1 protein-coding gene is annotated in these 361 nt (G+C 50.7%); it reads right to left on the reverse strand.

Going from position 1 to position 361, the window contains the following annotated elements:
• Positions 1-211 (reverse strand): IS1 family transposase (locus tag SB753_RS35375; RefSeq protein ID WP_001408908.1); only part of this gene is annotated, 211 nt, incomplete at its 3' end.
• Between the last annotated feature and the right edge of the window lie 150 nt (positions 212-361).

Raw genomic sequence — 361 nt, forward strand, 5'->3', positions numbered from 1 at the left:
GGGCTGTTGCCCGGCATCCAACGCCATTCATGGCCATATCAATGATTTTCTGGTGCGTACCGGGTTGAGAAGCGGTGTAAGTGAACTGCAGTTGCCATGTTTTACGGCAGTGAGAGCAGAGATAGCGCTGATGTCCGGCGGTGCTTTTGCCGTTACGCACCACCCCGTCAGTAGCTGAACAGGAGGGACAGCTGATAGAAACAGAAGCCACTGGAGCACCTCAAAAACACCATCATACACTAAATCAGTAAGTTGGCAGCATCACCGGAGAATGGGTCAAATAGTTTGATGACGACTGGGAAAGAAACGAGAGAAAAGGAAATTTCTCTTTGCCCAACTCCGTAGGCGATACCGCCGGATA

This window comes from Paraburkholderia sp. SIMBA_053, assembly GCF_046534895.1.
Taxonomy (GTDB): Bacteria; Pseudomonadota; Gammaproteobacteria; order Burkholderiales; family Burkholderiaceae; genus Paraburkholderia; species Paraburkholderia caledonica.